We start from the raw sequence: 20,021 nt of genomic DNA, 5'->3' as shown, positions 1-20,021 counted from the left end.
TTTTGAAGAGTCGCTGAACGCATTTAACAACATACTCTATGATCACCTCCATTTCTCCGGAAAAGCTAGCAGCCATCGTTTCGGCAAACGTCCACAAACTGCCGGACTCTAATCCGGTTTCCCAGGTAAGTATTGACTCGCGTAAAATCTTCCTAGGTGCTGGTACGGTATTTTTTGCCCTCCAAGGCAATCAAGCAAATGGTCATACGTTCCTAAAGGCCTGTCACCATAAGGGAGTGAGAAATTTTGTGATATCGAAAGAAGCTTTGGGGCAAATCGAGAACGCCCTGCATACCGATTCGAATATCTATCTGGTGGATAACCCACTCCATGCCCTCCAATCGCTGGCAACCTGGCACCGCGCACAATTTAAAGGTCCGGTAGTGGGCATTACGGGCAGTAACGGGAAAACCATCGTCAAAGAATGGTTGGGCCAACTGCTATCCAATCGTTTTGAAACGGCCAAAAGTCCCAAGAGCTTCAACAGCCAAGTCGGTGTTCCCTTGTCTATTTTCTCTATGGCCGCGTACCATCAGGTAGCGGTGTTGGAAGCCGGCATCTCCCAGCCGGGAGAAATGCAGCGCTTGGAGGAGATGATCAGGCCGGACATCGGCATTCTGACGAATATCGGAACCGCACATGGCCAAAATTTCTCGAGCAAAGGTCAAAAACTAGCAGAAAAACTATCCCTTTTCGCACAAAGCAAACTCCTGATATACCGAAAAGACAATCCAACGGTGGCCGGTACAGTGGAAAGGCTTTTTCCAAAAGAAAAATGCGTATCCTGGTCTGATGAGGCGGGGGCGGATTACACGTTACGCGTGAAGAAACAGGCATTTAGCAGTAGGATCTTCTTGGTAAAACCAGACTCATGCATGTACACCTTCAGCACCCGCTTCACCGACGATGCCTCCTTAGAAAACCTACGCCATGCCATCGTGGCAGCTTCCATCCTAGGCTTAGGCCTCCCTTCGATTCAAGAGGGTATCCAACAGTTGAGCGCTATCGATATGCGCCTCGCAATCAAATCCGGTAGACGGCAATGTACGCTGATCGACGATACCTATAACAACGACCTGGCAGGGCTTGAAATCGCACTGGACTTCATGGAAACACAGCGAAAAAAAAGGCAACGGGTCTTAGTGCTTTCAGACTTTCCTCAAATAAAGCATCCAGAAGAAGTATACCTCCGTGTCAATCAGCTCCTAAATCATTATCAAATCGACCAATTGATAGGCATAGGCCATGATATCGCTGCCCACCTTCAATCAATCCCAACGACAGCTACTTTTTTTGCCGATACGGAGGCTTTCTTGGCCAGCCCGGAAATCAACACCTTTTCGGATGACCTTATCCTGATCAAGGGTGCCAGAACGTATGGATTTGAACGCATTGTACAGGCCCTAGAAGAACAAATCCATGGAACGGTCTTGGAAATCAACCTCAATGCTCTTAGCCAAAACTATTATTTTTACAAACGCCGGCTACCACCAGCTACCAAACTAATGGCCATGGTAAAGGCGGCTGCTTATGGCGGTGGCGCAACGGAGATAGCCAACCACCTGCAAAAACTACAGGTAGACTACCTATCTGTTGCCTACTCGGATGAAGGGGCCGAATTGCGGGAAAAAGGGATTACCCTGCCCATCATGGTGCTGAATGTGGCATCAGAAAATGCACAGCAAATCGTACGTCATGGATTGGAACCGGTGCTTTACAGCCCCCGAATCCTGAAATTCTTTGGAGAATATGCCAAAAATGAAGGAGTGGAAATCGCCATTCACCTGGACATGGACAGTGGCATGAGAAGGCTTGGATTTGACGGAGACTCCATCCAGGAGTTAATCGCCCTGCTGACCTCCTATCCAGAACTACGGGTACAGAGCATTTTCACGCACCTAACCAGTACAGATAATCCCGAGCACGATGACTATTCCCTTGCCCAACTGGAAAAGTTTCGAGGTTATTGTACACGGATCATCCAAACACTGGGATACAAGCCGCTGACTCATGCACTGAATACAGCAGGAATCCTACGTTTTCCCGCGCACACCTTTGACATGGTTCGTCTTGGTATAGGGCTCTACGGTGTGGGCATCGATGAACTATCCAAAGGAAAGCTGCAACAGGTAGGCACGCTAAAAACCACCATCTCGCAAATCAAGCATCTGAAAAAAGGAGAGCACATTGGGTATAATCGTATGGGCGTGATGCCCGCCGATGGGTGTATTGGCACCATTGGGCTCGGATATGCAGATGGGTACGACCGACGTTTTAGCAACGGAGTTGGCTATGTGATCGTAAACGGCAAAAGAGCCCCGGTGATCGGGAACATCTGCATGGACATGACCATGGTGGATCTTACCGGTATAGAGGCCCAGGAAGGGGATGTAGTCACTGTATACGGTGAAGGGATTGATCTTTTAGACCTCTCCGAGCGGGTAGGTACCATTCCCTATGAACTACTGACACGCATCAGCCGGAGGGTAAAAAGGGTATATTTCTTAGATTAAGCCAATCAGTTGAATTTCTCGTTCAGTTCTTGCGATTATTTGTTTTCTTTGCAGAGAGTTTTCCCGAGACAAAAACATTGCTAGCATTTGAAAAATCCGATTACGTCCTACCAGCCACGCCGATTCATGGTACCCGTTATCCACCAGCTCGTTTGGTGGCCGTTGATTTTTTCCTTTCTGGGAATAATCGCTTGTCAAAACACCCTGGAGGAAGATGTCCAAGTCTATGTAAGTGATTTCGCCTCCGGTGACCTTTCCAATATTACAAATGGCACCTTGACAACCTTTCAGGGTAAAGCCGTAATCGGTTTCTACCACAACGATACCGTAAAATTATCCCTCCGCGGATTACCGGCTCATGACGCATTGAAGATTACCGTGGAACTATACGTTCACGATAGTTGGGATGGAAATGTGACAGGCGTGGGAGGTCCTGACCTTTGGATGATGGAGCTGGAAGGTGATCAGGTTCTACGGACTACCTTTTCGAATAGTCCATGTACCTCTTCGTATTGCCTGTATCAGTCATTTCCTGGTAATCATCCCAGCTTCAACCGGCCCAAGACTGGAGCCACCTCGGGCGAGCTGCCAGGCCGATGCCAATATCAAAATGTAGCCGGATGGAGCTCCGTGTATCACATCACCCGCACCATCCCCCATCGCGGTTACACCGCAGAATTCGTATTCCGAGACGAGATCAAACAGACAAACGCCCGTAACCAACTTTGCGATGAAAGTTGGTCCCTCGGCCAAATAACCGTTAGTACGGTCTCGTTCCGCTAGCAGCAAGGTCGCTCATTGTACTGCTACGCTGTCCACTTCTTTGATGAAATCCAAGATTACGGAAACCGCTTCGAAGTAAAAATCCGGATCTATATTTTCAAACGTATCGGTGGGCTTGTGGTAATCCACGTGATCCTCCACACCGAAATAAATGAATGGAACCCCCTCTCGGTGAAATGGGGCATGATCCGAGGCATTGGTCCAATTCTGACCACCCTCCTCCCCTTCATTACCCAATACCAACTCGATATCAAAACGCTCCTGAACGGCCACTAATGCCGGCTTGAACTGCGGATAAAACCTAGATCCAACCGCAAATAAACGGTTGTTGACGCTTCGGCTGATCATATCCATATTCACTACCAACGCAATCTGTTCGAGCGGAAAAGGAAAATCGCCCACTAATGCCTTCGAGCCCAGCATGCCGATTTCTTCGGCATCAACCGCAGCAAACATCATGGAATGGGCGGGTCTTTCTCGTGAAAAATACTCCGCCAACGCCAACAATGCACCTACTCCCGAGGCATTGTCATCCGCCCCCAGGTAGAGGTCGTTGCCTTTCCTTCCCAGATGATCGTAATGGGCCAAGACCAAGATAATTTTGTCTGAAGCTGACCCCGGGGCAAAACCGACGATATTGGCACCAAAGGGAGTTCGCTTTTCCGGAAGCCGCTCTTTGACGGAAAAGGGCTGGACAAAGCCCCTGTACTGGGAAACCAGCCCCAATTCTTTGAATCTAGCCACAATATACTCCTGTGCCAACTGACTCCCCACCGTCAGAGGTGCCCGCCCTTCCAGTTTTGGGGAAGCAAGGTATTTGATGTCTTCTAACAGGCGGCTCTTATCGATGCCTTGTGCCGAAATAGCTCCAGAAAGCGCCAAGCAAAAAGATAAAAACAGAAACCTGATCCGTGTCATATGCAAAATGTGTCCCCTACGTTATGTATATTCGTGAAATTACTAAACTTTGCGAACAGGAACTTCCAAGTCCATGAAATATATTTTGGCATTTGTTTTTACGTGTTCAGCCTACTTATTGACATTCGCACAAGAATCGCCCATTGCCGGCTTTTTGGATGGCAAATCGGTGATATTGATTTCCGCTTCACAGGCCGTAGAACCCGTATTAACTTGGCAGGATATCGCCATTGAGGTACACGATGCCCTGGTGGAGGCGGGAGGAGATCCCATCGCCTATTACGAGTTGGAGGATGTGACGCTCACCGAAGCCAATCAACGGGCCTATGCGGAAGTGTTCGCTAAGAGACTGGTCAAAAACCTAGTGGTCATCACGCGAAAATCGAATGGGGACTTCCATATTCATATCGCCCCTTTTTCCCAAAACCTCACGATGATTAGGCCGGGCCAAGGATTGAGCGCTCAGGCAGAAAACATCGCCTCCTTTAAATCCCAGATACGGTCCCTAACTGCCAATCAGACTAGCCGTAACTTTCTCGTTTTGGATGTACCGGAATTTCCCACCCCTCCCACAGGTGCAGGAGGAGGCACGGCAACCTACCTAGCCCAAACACCCCTCAACCTAAACGTCTTTAAACTAGGTGTAATGCTTACCGGGGTAAGCGGAGATGAAGGTTTTCTAAACACATTCCGGCAGGACCTACTGGGAAAATCTCCGCAGCAGCGCGAGGCTGAGCAACTTGCCGAACGGCAGGGACTTGAACGCATATTCGAGGAAATTTACCCCTTTGAGGTTGCCTTTCTGACCGAATCACGCACTAACCAACAACTCATTCAAGACCGAGTCCAATTTATCCTGATGCGGATAGAGGGCCGCGAAGCCGATATCATGAAAAACATGGGGGTACCGGTACCCTCCGACAGAGACACTAACCGGATCGTGATCAAATTCTATATCAAATTACTGGTAAGGAACGAGCTTTATATCGGGCAGGAATGGGATGCCGCTCCGGATTGGCAGGACGCATTGGTCAATTTTCTCCGGCAAATAACGCCCTAGTCCCAGCCATCGGCTACCTCCCTGTCAAACTAAAAAAAGCATGCCATGAAACTGGCATGCTTAACACATATAGAGGTAATTGGTTTTTGGTGGGTGATAAACAACCTTTCTCCTTCTACGTGTAGCTCGTTATTCGGAATCGATGGAACCAACCACCCGTTTCATAAACGTATTCATGGCCGTTTTCTTATCCATGCCGCCCTTTATCATTTGCTGTACCTCCAGTGTACCATGCAAGTTGGAGAGCAACTCCCCCATCACATCCAATTCCTCGTCCTTGAGGGAGGAGATTTCGGTCATAGATTCCAGCAGCTCAATCGTCTCCACCACCCAATCTTCATCGTTGTTTTCGATAAAGCCTAGGACATGCTTAATTATCGGTAATCTCATGCACCAGGGATTTTAGTACCTCTTCCTTATTCGTTTGGGTTTGGTTTACCAAAACACCCCCCTTAAATGCCGCAAAAGTAGGCAGATTGGTTACTTTAGCCAGCTTACGCGATTCCGGCAACTTCTCTGCATCTACATACAAGAATTTGATCTGCTCAAATTCGTTGCTTAGTCGCTTCATCTTGGGCTTCATGATGCGGCAGTTGCCACACCAAGTGGCTCCGTACTGAACCAGTACCAGCTCATTTTCGGACAGAATTTCCTGTAGAGTATCGCTTTCTAATTCTTGTAACATGTGTTATGGCTAATTTTTTTGACAGCGCAAAGATAATGCATAACCTATGAATCACCCAATAGAATTCATCTATGCGCTATTGGTACAGCTCTTTGTTCAGAAAGGGTATTAAAGCCAAAAGAACCGCCTGCCGGTAAAATAGGGATCGGTTGACGATTCCCTTCGTCAGTAGCCCAACAGCACCCCCCCGTTGTTTGGAGTTTTCCCTAGAAAATACCACGTCGTCCGCCTCTCCAAGTTCCATACCTTTTTTCACCAAAACCTTCACGGCTTCCGGCAGAAAAAAGGTACCGGTCTTGGCCTTGCCGACTACCGTACCTCCATTTAGGATCACTACCCAGGCAAAAGCAACCATCTGATCGCCGACTTCATCTACACCGCCTTCAATTCCTACCCAATAGTCTGCCTCAGGAAACGCCCTCTTGGCAGCAGAAGCACGATTATAGGCACCGGTGTAGGTTTCGACATCCCCAAAAGGCTGCCTACCCACTTGCGTATCAACATTTAATCCCTGAACGATCGGCTGATCCTCAAATGCTGCCTGAAAAGCATCTTCAACACATTGGACTTTCGTTGGATTCTTACTCCCTACTACAATCAGTTTTTCCCTTCCTTGTGGAAGGATCTCCTGTAGGTTCTTTCGTTTTGGAAATGCCATTTCTTTGATTGGTGGTAAAAAATATGGCCCCTAGGCCATATTATGATATACGTGATTGACGTCGTCATCTTCTTCCATACGCTCAATCATCTTGTTAACGTCCTCTTCCTGCTCTGCGGTCAGCTCGGTATAGGACATTGGAAAACGCTGAAAATCCGCACTGATAACGTCTATTTGACGGTCTTCAAGTGCTTTTTGCATATTCCCAAAATCTTCAAATGCTGTGTAAATATAAATTTCTCCTTCATTTTCATCAATGTCCTGAAGGCCAAAATCGATTAGTTCTAACTCAAGCTCCTCCATGTCAAACTCAGCTTTTGCAAAGCGAAAAACTGCCTTTCGCTCAAACATAAAACTCACGGAACCAGAGGTGCTCAAAGATCCCCCCGCCTTGCTGAAGTAATGGCGAATATTTGCCACGGTACGGTTTATATTGTCTGTTGCCGTCTCCACGATAATGGCCACACCATGTGGGGCATATCCCTCGTATACGACTTCCTCGTAGTCTTTTTCATCTTTATTACTTGCCCGGGTGATCGCAGCCTCGATACGGTCTTTCGGCATCGCCGCTCCTTTAGCGTTTTGGATCACCGTCCGTAGTTTGGCATTGGTGGTGGGATCGGGACCCCCTGCCTTCACAGCTATTACAATCTCCTTGCCCAAGCGGGTGAAGACTTTGGACATCTTACTCCAACGTTTGAATTTGCGCTCTTTCCTAAATTCAAAAGCTCTTCCCATATAGATTGATTTATTTAGCGTGGTAAAATTAACAAATTTTTCGAAACAGCACCGTTTAGGTACCCACAATAATCAATTCCACAAAAATACCCCTCTAAACCAAAAAATCTTTTATTTAATGGTGCTGATCGATCTAAAAACCGTATAAAACATAAGAAACAACCCCGTCAATTATGAGCAAAACCGTTGATCAAGCCATCCCAAACATCCCGGAACACAAAGGTCCACGCATCGTCATCGTAGGAGCGGGCTTCGCCGGGCTCAAACTCGCCCGCAAACTGCGAAAGTCTCCATTCCAGGTAATCCTTTTGGACAAAAACAACTACCATCAATTTCAACCACTGTTCTACCAAGTAGCCACATCAGGACTGGAACCAAGTGCGATTTCCTTTCCGCTACGAAAGGTTTTCCACGCCGCCCAAAACGTCATATTTCGAATGGCTTCCGCCAAGCGAGTCGATCAAAAAGCCCGTAGACTTTACACCCATGTCGGATACATAGACTATGACTTTTTGGTACTCGCTATGGGAGCAGATACCAACTATTTTGGCATGAAAAACATCGAAAAATACAGTAGTCCAATGAAATCGGTATCAGAAGCGCTCTATATCCGAAACAAGATTATTCAAAACTACGAGACTGCCATCAACACTTCGGATATCAGCTATCGGAAGGCCATGATGAACGTGGTGATTGTAGGAGGAGGTCCTACCGGCGTTGAACTGGCTGGTGCTGTGGCCGAGTTACGAAACAATGTCTTTCCAAGAGACTATCCGGAACTGAGTTTTGCCAATATGAGGGTGGTTCTTATTGAAGCGGGCCCGGATTTGCTAGCTAGTATGTCATCCCCTGCAAAACGTAAAGCGAGAAGCTATTTGGAAAAACTGGGCGTAGAGGTATTGGTTAATACCCGCGTGATAGACTACGATGGGCAGGAAGTTACGCTCCATCAGGGAAATCGCATTGCGACCCACTCACTGCTTTGGGCCGCAGGCATTAAACCAAATCAACTATCTGGCATACTGGAAGAACAGCTTCACCCGACAGGACGGTATCTCGTTGATTCTTACAATCGGGTGAAGGGAAATGAATCGCTATTTGCGCTTGGTGATAGCTGCTTGATGATCGACGACCACCATATCAAAGGCCACCCTCAAGTGGCCCAAGTCGCTCTGCAACAAGCTGAGAATCTCGCCAAAAACCTGCTTAAAAACGGGGCATGGCGTCCTTTTCGATACAAAGACCTGGGCTCCATGGCCACAATAGGCCGGAAATTGGCGGTAGTGGACCTTCCTTTTATACGATTTCAGGGATTCCTGGCATGGATCACCTGGCTTTTTGTACACTTGATGGCCATATTGGGCGTAAAGAACAAACTCTTCATCTTTATGGATTGGGCCTGGAATTATCTCGCATTCGATCCCAGCCTGCGGCTACTGATCCGACCTGTTCGCAAAAAAGATCCGTCTGTTATGCAAAAAGAAAACAGACAAAACCGCTTCTGAGCAAATCAGTGCCAAACAAATCTTGGAGGCCAAAAGAAATATCTTCCACACCGACCAAAACAACAATCAGATGAAATCGAGCATGACGTAGCCGTCACACACTGGAATGATTATTTCCCATGCGAGATTCCATCTGAGCTTTGAAAAACAATTATAGACACATGAAATCTATTCCCATTTCATCAAATTGTATCATTTTAGGCGAAAAAAAATGAAAGTAACCCTGCTACAATAGCAAGACATACAATGGATACTTAGTAGAGGTACCTATGGGGATTATAAATCTGAGGTGATTCCTTTGGAAATTTGATGCGATGTGCTCTGGGTCGGATATTCGAATTCGGAAAGATTCCTCTTTGTATTCATTTCACCTACAATATACTACCTCAATCCTCTAACCAGGATTTGATTTTTTGCTGCATGATGTTGTATAGGTTGGCGCTCGGGATGTGTTTACTATCTTTTAGCGTATAGATTTCTATTAGATTGGGGAATATACGCCGGGCTCTTTTTGCGGCGAGGTTACCGGGAAAAAACACATCCTCTCCTGCCACCATCAGATAGACCGGATTCTGTAAGTGTTGGACTTCTTTGAAAAGCGTAAGCCTAGGTCTCCGGAAGTCCATGTGTACACCGGTTAGCAGTGCCCGTTGAAGTTGGTGCATGTGCTGGTCCTCTTCAGGGACAAAAGCTTTTGTAAAGGCACGTAGATGCTTTTCTTTTTTGGTAAGCATGAATCGGATCAGCGGTACGGTTAGCTTGGTCATTGAGGTCCAAAATGGTCCGTTTGACGGGCCGGCAGGGACGATCAGTAGACATTTCTTTAGCCGTTCGGGTTTGTAGATCATCAATTTTTGGAGAATAAACGCACCATACGAAATACCTATAAAGTCAGCCGTATCCAAGAAAAGCTTGTCCAACACCTCGTCTGCCCAAAGCGCAAATGCGTCACCGCGCGTATCCAAGCGGGCTTCCTCACTTTTGGTCGTTTGCCCGGGGGTATCAAATGCATAAAACTGGTACGTATCACACAAAGCCTTTACAGCCTCTAAGGTCACGGGGGCCCCTGCGTTGATTCCGTGAAATAGAACCACGGCTTTTCCGCCTGCCCGTCCGGCTCGGATTACACGCGTTCTACCAAACGTCGTTTCCACATCCATTTCTTGGTAGGGTATGCCAAGACTTTGTAGTTTTTGGTCGTAGAGTGCTAAGATGGTTTTTTTCGCTTCCGGGGTCTTGTAGAGGGGCTTCATCTGTATTTTAGTTTTTATGGGTGCTCTTAACCTGCACGGTATCAATCCGGTGGAATAGCTTGATTCATCGCGTTGCACACGATTTACCGTGTTGGCGGTTGGTTTTATCAAGCAATCGACTTTGATTAGCCAGAGGTATACCATTTAGGTGTGAGAGATCCCTGCTTTAGCCGGATTTTGGTCTGTGCCACCAAAACCCGCATCAACTTTACCCGGAAGTCTATGCGCCATCGCGGTACCCTGGGGTGTTCCATGTGCTCGCTGATCATGATAACGGCGACAAAAAGCATGGCCACCTGATGCCCCTCGGTAAGCAGCATAGGAAACAACATCAGTGCCCATCCGGAACCAACACAATACATACCGTGGGTGGTGCCAAATAGCCAAGCATCCAAACTTGCCTTGTAGCCAAAAGCGTTTAGGGGCCTGTGGGCGTGTCCGAGATTTAAGAAATGTTGCTTAATAGGTGAGGCCTGCCATATCAATGCGATGAGGCCGATCAGGAGAGCCGGCATATATGCTTGTGGCATCACCTCTTTCAATGCCAGGATCAGCATATTCATGAGATACCCAACTACCGTCCATACCATTGCATAGCCGAGCACAAAGAGTACGGAAAGATCCAGTTGCCTACGTTTCAAGCTTCGCTGATAGATATATTCAACTGCTCCAATCAATTTGGGCAACATCATGGCCAACACCATCAGAATCCATCCGATCATCATGCCAATCATCGGGTCGTCTACGCCCGTGTGCATGGCATGGGAATGGCCGTGTCCGGTATGCAGCCCATGAGAATGCATTGAAGGCAACAGGTTCCCTGGGTTTTTTAACAGCCATATCCAGCAAAGGACGCTTAGGCCAAGGAGGAAGAAGCAAATAGCTCTTCGCGTTTGCGGGGCACTCCTCATCGTCACAGCGGTCTTTGCAACAGCTGCTGCTCCCTATAAACACTGATCCTACCCACGGTTATCTTTTGCTTTTCCCCAATGGGGTTACTGGGAAGAATTTTCACATCCAATGCTTCGAGGTTCAGCGAATTTTCTAGATGTAGGCTGTCGATAATCGGTGTGATGGGAAGTATAAAGGAAAGTCCTGAACCATCATGTCCGTCCTGTTTCGATGCCTTGCGTAATCCGAACAGAGAAATATGGCCCGCCAATTGGTGATTAACGGAAACTGTCAGAATATTTGCATCCACGTTTCCTTTCACATTTTCGATCTGTAGATAAATCTGATCCGGCATAGTGGTTTCCGATGCGTTCAGAAAGCTCTTGGAAACCTTTTTCCATGCACCGCTGTCAAACCGAATGGTGGTCTGCAAGCCTGCACCATCCAAGGTGAGTGTTTTGTCGTTGGCACCCACAAGTTCTGAATTGGTAATGAGTTCCATGGTAGTATCCGTTGACGCGTCTGTTGGTTGGACGCCTAGTATATTCATTCGTTTTGTAAGGGCATTTACGGTTACGGTTGAGATGCCACTGAAAAGATCGTCGTACTCGTAATCCAAACTGCTAAGACTATTTACATCCGCGGGGCTGTAGTTCCAAGTGGTACCGTTGGGCATGGGCATGACGAAAGGTCTGTCGCCGGTGGATGCGGGTCCTCCGAGCCAATTGGTATCGGTGGGATTTTTATTACCTGCGGCATTCCAGGCAGCCCACATGCGGTCGATGTTGCAGTGGTGCAGGTAGAATATGGGGTCGAGTGCAGCGATTCCGGGGTCGGACATAAGTCCCCAAAGTGTATCACTAACCTGCCCACCTACCTGCACATGGATTAGGTTATGGGGATTGCTCTCCAGGTTTCCGCTTACATTGCCGCCATGTGAAAAGCCCGTGGACGGACCGCCGTACCCTGGACTCGGCGTTTCGGCATTGGTACCCGTATAAACGGTATTGCTTTGACATGCCTTTGATATGGGTGGAATCTCTATGTATACGGTTCCGTTTCCCTTTGGGCCGTATCGGGCGGTAACATACAGGGGGTTTGTAGTGCCATCGGGCAGGGATTGCTGAGTAAAGGCCGGCGGTATTTTGTATTGATCATTCGGGCCAAAATAGTTCCAGTAAGGCAAGGCCCAATCGCTTGGTCCGCCCATGCCGACTATTTCAGTACGGATCTGAGCCTCCAAGGCAATGAGGTAGCCCCGGTGCCAAGGTGCGAAAAACCAACTTTGGTGCTGACATTGATTCCAAAATTCATCTTGTATAGCGGGGGAGGGAACGGGGTTGGAAGGTACTCTCGGTAATCCCGGGATTTGTCCCCATCCGGGAAACTTCGATTCAGCGAGGTATTCGCCGTGCATAGCGGCAAAAAACCACCAGCTGTTTTCATCACTAAGCGCTTTGGCCTGCATCGCACCTACCCCTTTTGCATACCACAGCAGATCAGGATTGGCAAATGTGCCTTGGTTATTCCAAGCATTCTTTCGTGTAAATGGTGCCATAATCGGTGCGGTTATAATTTAGAAAGGTTTGTCTGCTCGTATGGCTTTTCGGAATAGCCCCATTTTTTGGAAGGTGGTAGCTGGACTCCACTTGTGTAATTTACTGATAATAATCGGTAAAATTCTATTTGCCGGGAAATTTCATTTTTTCCAGGAGCAATCGAAAAGTGTTAAAAGGCAAACGAGTCATAGTATTCGGTATTTTTCGTACATGCCAAAGTAACGATTGAAAAAAGTTTAGAAATCAAATTATTTATTCAAACTATTCCATATATTAGAATATCAAAAAACCCAATCTTTCAACATGTTACCCTTAGATAGAATTTCGACCCACTCGAAAATAGGCATTTTAGAAGGTTGGGAAATGCTTAGGCAAGGTGAAAAAAAGGGTTTAGCCATTATCTATGACGCATATGCTGGCGATATGTTTCGCGTGGGAATGGCGATAAAGCCAAATAGTAGCTACGTACAGGATTGCATTCATGAGGTATTTGAGAATTTATGGAAGTACCATTCAGGTTTAAAAGTTACTGACAACGTGAAACTTTATTTATTGAGATCGATTAGCAATAAAATTCACCGGGATTTGGCAGGCAATGTGGGTAGGATACATGGAAGCCATGTGAATGATTTTGAGGAACAAATCAGCGTTGATTCTTATGAGTTTGAACTGGTGCGTGAACAGGGCAATCAGGATATCCGAAGACGGCTGATGGAAGCCTATGAAAAATTACCCCTTAGACAGAAGGAGGTAATCCACCTGCTTTTTTTTGAATCACTTACTTACGAAGAAACCTCTTCGGTCATGAATCTACATTTGAAGTCAGTCTATAACTTGGCCTGCAAGGCCATCTCCAACTTAAGGAAAAGCATGGCCGTCATCACTTTTTTCTGCATTTTATAATTTTTTTAGCAGATTATTTTAGATTAAAACCTTTATACAACGAATACAGAAATCGGGGAAATTCCCGGTGGAATAATATTTTTTAATATCGGCGGTGAACTTTCGCCGTTTTCCTCCTTATGTCGATAGATGACAGTAGGAATGGATATATCAAATTGGAGTGTTGATGACTTTGTTCTTGACCCAAGCTTTCGGAATTGGGTCTTAACTCCAAATTCGGACTTGAATTTAACCTGGGAGAACAGAATTGATGCTTATCCGGAAAAAATCAGGGAGATCAAACTGGCGAGAGACTTGGTAGTCAACCTTCCAAGTAGCACCTACCATCTGTCCGACACTGAAAAGGAATCCCTTTGGGAGCGCATAGACGCTACTACCAATATAAGCCAAGATTTCCGGAAAAGCACCAAGGTATTTCCGCTAAATTCCCAGAGCACAATCAAACGAATGGACAGAATGCCTGTAAGACGCACTTTATTTGGTCAAGGCTATAGGGTTGCATTTATTTTGGGGTTGGCGTTTTCGGTCGGTATTTTGGCAAGTTTACTTTCACGGGAAGAAATCATTTCAAAAGAAACCCCCTTGGTATATACAGAACATGTAACGCCATCGGGAGTAAAATCTACTATCCTGCTACCGGATAGCTCAAAAGTTATTCTAAATTCCGGAAGTAAGTTGTATTATCAAGAGCATTTTTCCGGTGTTTATAGAGAGGTGTTTCTAGAAGGTGAGGCTTATTTTGAGGTAACCAAAGACCCAAACCGTTCCTTTATTGTAAATGCGGGTACTTCCTCTACCACTGCCCTCGGCACTTCATTCAATATTGATGCGTACTCCCAGGAGCGGATTAATATTTACTTAATCACGGGAAATGTAAAGGTAGTCAGCATAGACAGCTGGGAGACCGATACTTATCTTGGAGTGGGAGAATCGGTATCCGTAGTCCAAGGCAAACTATCTGAAAAGAAAGCCTTTGACAATGAAAAAATCACAGCTTGGACAAAAGGATTGATCATCTTCGACAATACACCCATTCATGAAGCGATCCGAGTGATGGAAAACTGGTTCGACGTTACATTCCATTTGGAAAATTCACCTCCTTCAAATCTTCAGGTTTCTGGCAGATTTGATAACGAAACTCTCAAAAACATCCTTACAGGCCTTAGTTTTTCGACGAGGTTTCAATTTGAAATCGATACAAATGTAATCCATGTCAGATTTATAAAACCATAAGTCGCCTATGAGCTAAAAAATCAAACGAAAAAAACAGGTGACACGCGAATGCCACCTGCTACTCAGTAAGCCAGCCAAGTGGAATGTAAACGACCAAATCCACAGATCCACTGGGCGGCGTCTATCGCAACAATGTCAATATATGTTACAATAAACCTTCCCAAAGATATGAAAAAGATAGTACTATTTTACGTACTCAATATGACCAAACGAATAATTCCCATACTGCTCTGCCAATGTCTTTCCATGAGTTTTTTACTTGCAGAAAGCGGGAATGCCCAAGTCAAAGGCATCGATGAAGTGACTATTTCCATCGGTTTTGATGATGTTCCATTAAAATCTGCCCTTTCAAAAATAGAAAAGGAGACTGGTTACAATTTCGTTTATACCAATCACGAGATCAACAAAACTATCTCAGTTTCATTAGAACGTCGTCAGCAAACGTTGTATCAGCTATTAGTCGAAGTCGCCCAGCAGGTGGATCTAGAATTTTTGCAGGTGAACCAAAATATCCACGTCAAAAAACCATCCAGCACCAGCGAGCCGGTTGTGATGGCTAATGAGGTAGTAGATGTAGTGGTATCTGGTCGGGTAGTGGATGCAAAAGGTGAACCACTTCCCGGTGTAACAGTCTCAGTTCCCGGCACTCCAATTGGTACGGCAACAGATATTGACGGCAAGTACTCATTACGGGTATATGAAAGTGCTACCTTGGTTTTTTCCTTTATCGGTTTTGAAAGCCAACGGGTATCGATTGGAGGGAGGAGTGTAATAGATATTGTGATGCAAGAGGACATGTCCGCTTTGCAGGAGGTCGTCGTAATAGGGTATGGTACGCAGCTTCAACGTGAAGTGACAGGCTCGGTAGCGACGTTGGAAGCAACTCAACTTGAAGACCAACCGGTGGGTCAATTTGCACAAAAGCTTCAAGGACGAATCGCAGGAGTGCAAATAAGCCAGGCATCCGGTACGCCCGGAGGAGGAATGGCCATCAGGATTAGGGGCGCAGCTTCCATCAACGCCGGCAACAACCCTTTGTTTGTGGTGGACGGTTTCCCTATAGTCGGTGACATAAATAATATAAACCCTAACGAGATAGAAAGCTTTTCTGTGCTAAAAGGGGCGTCGGCTGCAGCACTATACGGATCAAGGGCGGCGAACGGCGTTGTTCTGATTACAACAAAGCAAGCAAAATCCGGCCAGACTGCTGTTCAGGTAAATGTGATTCAGGGGGTCACGCAGGTTCCGCAGCGAGGGAGGGCAAAGCTTATGAATTCAAGAGAATTTTTAGCTGACCGAAAAGCCATTTATGAAGATAGGATCCGATATGAAGGGTTCACTGGCGGAATTCCAGAGTTGTACCAAAACCCCGAAGCCTGGGACGGCCCGGACATCGACTGGTACGACGAACTGCTGCAAGGAGGTACCCAAAATAGCTACAACCTTTCCTTCATGGCCAACAAAGACAACTTTAGCTCGGCAACGACGGTTGGCTATTTTGAGGAACGGGGAGCAGTAATCAATACAGGCTTTAACCGGTTCTCCCTTCGTACCAACAACGAATACAAGATAAACAACAACATGAAGGTAGGTGTAAACCTGGCACCTACCTACCAGACAAGTAAAAATCAGGCAACTGATGGGTTTTATAATATTCTTTATGCAGCTATTATCACGCCGCCGATATTTTCTCCCTATGACGTCGATGAAAATGGAAACCAAAAGCTCAGCTTTACCGGCCCAGGGCTATTTACGTTTCCCAACTGGAAAAAAACGATGCTCGAAACTTTCGACCGTTCTGCTACGGTTAGGTTGCTTTCAAATGCTTTTTTTGAAGCAAACCTACTTTCCGATTTTACTTTCAAAAGTTTAGTATCCATTGATTTGGGCGCAAGCAAACGAAGAGTATTCAACCCATCCACTTCGGGAGGGATATTTGCGGCTCCTCCGAGGTTAGCTACAGCTTCCTATGGAACCCAGACCTATGATTCATGGCTTACTGAAAACACGCTGAACTATACAAAAAAGATAAAGGACCACTCCATTGATGCGATAGCTGGATATTCTGCCCAGAAATACCGGATGGAAAACAACACCTTGACGGGCACCGATTTTCCGGACGACGAGGTAAGTTGGATTGATGCAGCGGCTATTCGATATGGGAATAGTAATGTCTCCGAATGGTCTTTATTATCGATGTTTAGCCGAATCAATTACAACTACAAAGGAAAATACCTACTGTCAGTATCGGCTCGAAGAGATGGCTCTTCCCGGTTCGGATCAGAAAACCGATGGGGTACCTTTCCTTCTGTATCCGGTGGCTGGATCATTTCAGACGAAAATTTCGCAATGGGCCTACCAAAAGTCAGTTACCTCAAACTGAGGGCAGAATATGGCCACGCTGGAAACTTCAATATCGGTAACTACAGTCAATTCGGGAATATTGCTTCTACCAATTATGTCTTTTCAAATGCCCTGGTTCAAGGGAGAAGCCCAATCTCTCTTGGAAATCCGTTTCTGACATGGGAAACCACAATCGGTACCGATATAGGTTTAGATATCGGGCTCTTTGATGATCGAATATCTCTCGTGCTTGATTTTTACGACAAGAGAACTACGAATATGTTATACCAGGTCGACATACCAACAGGAACAGGGTTTTCAAATATTCAGGATAATATAGGCGAATTTCATTTCTGGGGCTATGAATTTGGAATAAACGCAAGGGTTTTAAGAAGCAATTCATTTACCTGGAATTCCGATTTTAACATTTCATTCAATAGAAATCGGGTCATCCAATTAGGAACAAACAACACACCCATAGGAGGTATTGGAGACTATGGAACCGCTATCTGGAAGACAGAGGTTGGCAGGCCGATAGGCCAATTCTACGGATATGTCTTTGATGGCATCTATATGACCCAAGAGGAATTTGACTCACAGCCAAAGCATGTCACTTCAAGAGTTGGAACTATCCGATTTAAAGATATAAATGGCGATGGAATCATCGACGTTGATGACAAAACATATATAGGTAATCCCAACCCAAAATTTTTCTTCGGCCTTAACAACAGCTTTACCTACAAAAATTTCGACATGAACATCGTAATGTCAGGATCCTACGGAGGAAAAATGTACTATGCGCTTGCAGAATGGACAGAGACCCTGGAGGGGATCTTCAATGTAGAAAAATACATGGCTAACCGATGGAGGTCGCTCGAGAATCCAGGAGAAGGGATAATAGGTCGATCCCTTTCAGGGACGACTGCATTCCCAAGGGTAGTTCAAGATCGTCTTGCTTTAGATGCATCGCATCTCACAGTGAAAAATTTCACTTTGGGTTACACTATACCAACAATAAACCAATACCTAAAATCAGCAAGAGTGTTTGCCAGTGTCCAGCAAGCCCTCGTGCTTACAAGGTACAAAGGAGCAAACCCAGAAGCTAGTTTGCAGGGCCTTAATGGTCTTCGAGAGGGGATGGACGTCAGCCCCTACCCTGTTCCTAGAACCTATGCTTTAGGTATTAATTTTAATTTCTAACAACATGTAGTAAGAAGATGAAATCGAGCATGACGTAGCCGTCACACACTGGGATGACTAGTAAATTTGCGAGATTCCATGTGACCACTTAAAAGCAAAATATAGAAACATGAAAAGGATAATTATATTTATTATATCGACGATGATGGCGTCTTGTTCGGACGATTTTCTGAATCTTGTACCAGAAAGCTCCATCACATCAGGTAATTTCTATCAAACAGAGGCACATTTTAATCAGGCATTGGTCGGTGCCTATGCTTCTCTACGGGCGACCCACGGATCAATACCAGCGTGGGTAATGGGCGAAATGAGATCTGACAACACCCACCTAGAATTCAATATCACCAATAGAGGCACCGGATTTGTAGAACGGGAATATGCAGATTTTTTTATGGACGATGTAAACAGTGGTCTTGTGGCAAATAAATATAACTCCTGTTATGTGGGTATCGCGCGAGCCAACGAAATTCTCGGCACTATTCAAGACGGCTCTTTTTCGCAAGAGGCAAAGGATCGAATCGAAGGGCAGGCAAGTTTCTTGAGAGCCTTATTCTACTTCGACTTGGTCAGGTATTTTGGTGGCGTACCGCTTTACTTATCCCCTGTCAGAGGTGCATCGGATGCATATCTGCCCCGATCTACTGTAAATGAGGTTTACCAAGCAATTATAAGGGATTTGGAAAACGCAATTCAAAAACTTAGCCCACCGTCCTTTCCACAAAGTGGACGAGCAACCCAAGGAGCTGCTCGAATGCTATTGGCCGACGTCTATTTGACCATGAAAGATTATCCCAAATCCGAAGACCAATTGAAACAAGTTTTGGGTATGGGATATTCTTTACTAAACAATTATAATAACATATATAGACTGAACAACAAAAATAGCGTTGAATCTATCTTCGAAGTACAATTTCAGCAAGGAAATCAAGGACAACAAAGCGAATTTCTTTATAATTTTATTCCGCTTTCTGCAAATGTTAGCTTGATTACGGGAATCCCCTCACAAAATCTTCAAGGAGGGGGATGGAACACGCCGACTTTTGAAATGAAGGACGCTTATGAACCTGGAGATTTAAGATTGGAGGCGTCTATTGGTGTAGTCGAAGGAACCGGGCAGATTGGTAACATGTTTATCGAAACGTTAAAAAGTCCCGTTAACTACGTTCCTACGCCGGGGAAGAGATCTTACCTCTTCATTAACAAATACCGAAATCCCCATTCGTTGGAAAGAAATACCGACGATAATTTTCCGGTTTACCGGTTTGCAGAGGCACTGCTATCTCTTGCTGAAGCGCTAAACGAACAAAATAAATCATCAGAGGCTCTGGAATACCTAAACCGCGTTAGAACAAGGGCAGGATTGGGTGAGGTTACAACCACCAATCAGGCCACACTTAGGGAAGTTATCGCAAAGGAAAGACGTGTAGAATTAGCCTTTGAGAACAAAAGATGGCTAGATCTAGTGCGAACCGGAAAAGCAATAGAAGTCATGAATGCACACGGGGTTTATCTAAAAAATTTCTATCAAGGCCAGGCATACCTACCAGAAGTTAGCTACAACGTTACGCCTGAACGACTATTATTTCCAATTCCCTTAAGAGAAGTAAGAATAGGGGATCTAGAGCAAAACCCAGGTTATTAGCCAATTAAAACCCGGATAAACAAAAAGGACTATTCCACTATCCGTGTTTTTGGTTAACTTAGGCCCAATTCGAGATTATACGAATTCTTTAATTCTGGCACCGTTCCATTTGGAACGGTGCCAGAAAACAAGCACAA

At 45.7% G+C, this 20,021-nt stretch carries 16 protein-coding genes; 8 read left to right on the top strand and 8 right to left on the bottom strand.

Going from position 1 to position 20,021, the window contains the following annotated elements; all coding sequences use genetic code 11:
• Nucleotides 1–38 precede the first annotated feature (38 nt).
• Nucleotides 39–2,513 carry a bifunctional UDP-N-acetylmuramoyl-tripeptide:D-alanyl-D-alanine ligase/alanine racemase gene (locus tag JJU34_RS02185; protein ID WP_228690681.1) on the top strand — a complete coding sequence of 825 codons (2,475 nt, stop codon included), beginning with the start codon at nucleotides 39–41 and terminating at the stop codon, nucleotides 2,511–2,513.
• Nucleotides 2,514–2,600: 87 nt separating this feature from the next.
• Entirely contained in the window at nucleotides 2,601–3,296 is a 696-nt protein-coding gene (locus JJU34_RS02180) for a hypothetical protein (protein ID WP_228690680.1), read from the top strand.
• A 12-nt stretch (nucleotides 3,297–3,308) separates the two neighbouring features.
• Here JJU34_RS02180 and JJU34_RS02175 read toward each other — a convergent pair whose 3' ends face one another.
• The gene (locus JJU34_RS02175) at nucleotides 3,309–4,214 is read right to left on the bottom strand and encodes a M28 family peptidase (RefSeq protein ID WP_228690679.1); all 906 of its coding nucleotides are present in this window, start codon (nucleotides 4,212–4,214) and stop codon (nucleotides 3,309–3,311) included.
• Nucleotides 4,215–4,287: 73 nt separating this feature from the next.
• On the opposite strand from JJU34_RS02175, the gene JJU34_RS02170 reads away from it, so the two are divergent.
• Entirely contained in the window at nucleotides 4,288–5,274 is a 987-nt protein-coding gene (locus JJU34_RS02170) for an NTPase (RefSeq protein WP_228690678.1), read from the top strand.
• 129 nt (nucleotides 5,275–5,403) lie between these two features.
• Here JJU34_RS02170 and JJU34_RS02165 read toward each other — a convergent pair whose 3' ends face one another.
• The 4 genes from JJU34_RS02165 to JJU34_RS02150 all read right to left on the bottom strand — a co-directional run bounded on the left by JJU34_RS02165 (nucleotide 5,404) and on the right by JJU34_RS02150 (nucleotide 7,355).
• Nucleotides 5,404–5,664, bottom strand: coding sequence for a hypothetical protein (locus JJU34_RS02165; protein WP_228690677.1), 261 nt, complete (start codon nucleotides 5,662–5,664; stop codon nucleotides 5,404–5,406).
• A complete protein-coding gene (locus JJU34_RS02160; protein WP_228690676.1) occupies nucleotides 5,645–5,959 on the bottom strand; it encodes a thioredoxin family protein in 315 nt (104 codons plus the stop codon). Before JJU34_RS02160 ends, JJU34_RS02165 begins: the two co-directional genes overlap by 20 nt.
• Nucleotides 5,960–6,035: 76 nt before the next feature.
• Nucleotides 6,036–6,617, bottom strand: coding sequence for an inosine/xanthosine triphosphatase (gene yjjX, locus JJU34_RS02155; protein ID WP_228690675.1), 582 nt, complete (start codon nucleotides 6,615–6,617; stop codon nucleotides 6,036–6,038).
• Nucleotides 6,618–6,647: 30 nt separating this feature from the next.
• A complete protein-coding gene (locus tag JJU34_RS02150; RefSeq protein ID WP_228690674.1) occupies nucleotides 6,648–7,355 on the bottom strand; it encodes a YebC/PmpR family DNA-binding transcriptional regulator in 708 nt (235 codons plus the stop codon).
• Nucleotides 7,356–7,528: 173 nt separating this feature from the next.
• Between JJU34_RS02150 and JJU34_RS02145 the strand changes: the two genes are divergently transcribed.
• A complete protein-coding gene (locus JJU34_RS02145; protein ID WP_228690673.1) occupies nucleotides 7,529–8,860 on the top strand; it encodes an NAD(P)/FAD-dependent oxidoreductase in 1,332 nt (443 codons plus the stop codon).
• 386 nt (nucleotides 8,861–9,246) lie between these two features.
• Here the strand turns inward: JJU34_RS02145 and JJU34_RS02140 are convergent, their stop codons facing one another.
• The 3 genes from JJU34_RS02140 to JJU34_RS02130 all read right to left on the bottom strand — a co-directional run bounded on the left by JJU34_RS02140 (nucleotide 9,247) and on the right by JJU34_RS02130 (nucleotide 12,562).
• Complete coding sequence (locus tag JJU34_RS02140; RefSeq protein WP_228690672.1) at nucleotides 9,247–10,113, bottom strand: alpha/beta hydrolase; 867 nt, start codon at nucleotides 10,111–10,113, stop codon at nucleotides 9,247–9,249.
• A 125-nt stretch (nucleotides 10,114–10,238) separates the two neighbouring features.
• Nucleotides 10,239–10,916: a DUF2182 domain-containing protein gene (locus tag JJU34_RS02135; RefSeq protein WP_228690671.1), complete on the bottom strand. Its 678-nt coding sequence runs from the start codon at nucleotides 10,914–10,916 to the stop codon at nucleotides 10,239–10,241.
• A gap of 110 nt (nucleotides 10,917–11,026) precedes the next feature.
• Complete coding sequence (locus tag JJU34_RS02130; protein ID WP_228690670.1) at nucleotides 11,027–12,562, bottom strand: tyrosinase family protein; 1,536 nt, start codon at nucleotides 12,560–12,562, stop codon at nucleotides 11,027–11,029.
• Nucleotides 12,563–12,866: 304 nt separating this feature from the next.
• Here JJU34_RS02130 and JJU34_RS02125 point away from each other — a divergent pair, with 304 nt between their 5' ends.
• The 4 genes from JJU34_RS02125 to JJU34_RS02110 all read left to right on the top strand — a co-directional run bounded on the left by JJU34_RS02125 (nucleotide 12,867) and on the right by JJU34_RS02110 (nucleotide 19,884).
• On the top strand, nucleotides 12,867–13,466 hold the full coding sequence (locus JJU34_RS02125) for a sigma-70 family RNA polymerase sigma factor (protein ID WP_228690669.1): 600 nt from the start codon (nucleotides 12,867–12,869) through the stop codon (nucleotides 13,464–13,466).
• Nucleotides 13,467–13,688: 222 nt separating this feature from the next.
• Entirely contained in the window at nucleotides 13,689–14,699 is a 1,011-nt protein-coding gene (locus JJU34_RS02120) for a FecR domain-containing protein (RefSeq protein ID WP_228690668.1), read from the top strand.
• A 168-nt stretch (nucleotides 14,700–14,867) separates the two neighbouring features.
• Nucleotides 14,868–18,242: a TonB-dependent receptor gene (locus JJU34_RS02115; protein ID WP_228690667.1), complete on the top strand. Its 3,375-nt coding sequence runs from the start codon at nucleotides 14,868–14,870 to the stop codon at nucleotides 18,240–18,242.
• A 109-nt stretch (nucleotides 18,243–18,351) separates the two neighbouring features.
• Nucleotides 18,352–19,884 carry a RagB/SusD family nutrient uptake outer membrane protein gene (locus tag JJU34_RS02110; RefSeq protein ID WP_228690666.1) on the top strand — a complete coding sequence of 511 codons (1,533 nt, stop codon included), beginning with the start codon at nucleotides 18,352–18,354 and terminating at the stop codon, nucleotides 19,882–19,884.
• Nucleotides 19,885–20,021 lie beyond the last annotated feature (137 nt).

The sequence above is a fragment of the Lunatimonas sp. genome, assembly GCF_020832325.1.
In the GTDB taxonomy this organism is placed as follows: Bacteria; Bacteroidota; Bacteroidia; order Cytophagales; family Cyclobacteriaceae; genus Lunatimonas.
This window is presented reverse-complemented; position numbering and strand designations above follow the sequence as displayed.

Bases quoted from the DNA above. Each gene is read 5' to 3' on its own strand.
- JJU34_RS02165 (WP_228690677.1), bottom strand. From the start codon at position 5,664: ATGAGATTACCGATAATTAAGCATGTCCTAGGCTTTATCGAAAACAAC.
- JJU34_RS02140 (WP_228690672.1), bottom strand. From the start codon at position 10,113: ATGAAGCCCCTCTACAAGACCCCGGAAGCGAAAAAAACCATCTTAGCA.
- yjjX (WP_228690675.1), bottom strand. From the start codon at position 6,617: ATGGCATTTCCAAAACGAAAGAACCTACAGGAGATCCTTCCACAAGGA.
- JJU34_RS02150 (WP_228690674.1), bottom strand. From the start codon at position 7,355: ATGGGAAGAGCTTTTGAATTTAGGAAAGAGCGCAAATTCAAACGTTGG.
- JJU34_RS02170 (WP_228690678.1), top strand. From the start codon at position 4,288: ATGAAATATATTTTGGCATTTGTTTTTACGTGTTCAGCCTACTTATTG.
- JJU34_RS02115 (WP_228690667.1), top strand. From the start codon at position 14,868: ATGAAAAAGATAGTACTATTTTACGTACTCAATATGACCAAACGAATA.
- JJU34_RS02145 (WP_228690673.1), top strand. From the start codon at position 7,529: ATGAGCAAAACCGTTGATCAAGCCATCCCAAACATCCCGGAACACAAA.
- JJU34_RS02160 (WP_228690676.1), bottom strand. From the start codon at position 5,959: ATGTTACAAGAATTAGAAAGCGATACTCTACAGGAAATTCTGTCCGAA.
- JJU34_RS02130 (WP_228690670.1), bottom strand. From the start codon at position 12,562: ATGGCACCATTTACACGAAAGAATGCTTGGAATAACCAAGGCACATTT.
- JJU34_RS02175 (WP_228690679.1), bottom strand. From the start codon at position 4,214: ATGACACGGATCAGGTTTCTGTTTTTATCTTTTTGCTTGGCGCTTTCT.
- JJU34_RS02110 (WP_228690666.1), top strand. From the start codon at position 18,352: ATGAAAAGGATAATTATATTTATTATATCGACGATGATGGCGTCTTGT.
- JJU34_RS02125 (WP_228690669.1), top strand. From the start codon at position 12,867: ATGTTACCCTTAGATAGAATTTCGACCCACTCGAAAATAGGCATTTTA.
- JJU34_RS02135 (WP_228690671.1), bottom strand. From the start codon at position 10,916: ATGCATTCTCATGGGCTGCATACCGGACACGGCCATTCCCATGCCATG.
- JJU34_RS02185 (WP_228690681.1), top strand. From the start codon at position 39: ATGATCACCTCCATTTCTCCGGAAAAGCTAGCAGCCATCGTTTCGGCA.